The organism is Bartonella sp. AA81SXKL, assembly GCF_042196945.1.
GTDB lineage: Bacteria > Pseudomonadota > Alphaproteobacteria > Rhizobiales > Rhizobiaceae > Bartonella.
In genome coordinates, this window is record NZ_JBHIRH010000401.1 from 1 (window position 1) to 562 (window position 562).

Below are 562 nucleotides of genomic sequence, written 5' to 3' on the forward strand. Positions count from 1 at the left end.
TATCGTTAACGGAGTGTAAGGATGAGAGAGTTGCGATTTTATAATACGCTTACACGTAAAAAAGAGAATTTTATACCGATAGATGCAACAAGAGTCCGTCTTTATGTTTGCGGTCCGACGGTTTATGATTATGCGCATATAGGTAACGCACGTCCTGTGATTGTTTTTGATATTTTATTTCGCTTATTGCGCCATGTTTATGGCAATGAGCATGTTATATATGCTCGTAATATTACAGATGTGGATGATAAGATTAATGCACGCGCAGCGTATGAATATCCAGAACTAGCACTAAACGACGCTATTCGCCAATTAACGCAGCTTACATATACTCAATTTCAACAAGATACAATGGCACTTGGTTGTTTACCGCCCACCATTGAACCGCGCGCAACTGATCATTTAGAGGAGATGCGTTCTTTAATTGAAAGATTACTTGAAAAGGGGCATGCTTATAAAGCGGAAAATCATATATTGTTTTCTATAAAGAGCATCAAAAATCCTCCCCATTATGGGGCATTTTCAAATCGTTCTTTAGATGAAATGAGGGCGGGGGCGCGTA

The 562-nt window shown here is 39.1% G+C and carries 1 pseudogene; it reads left to right on the plus strand.

Going from position 1 to position 562, the window contains the following annotated elements:
- Nucleotides 1–21 precede the first annotated feature (21 nt).
- A pseudogene (locus ACFINZ_RS11930) lies at nt 22–562 on the plus strand (cysteine--tRNA ligase); the annotation flags it as partial.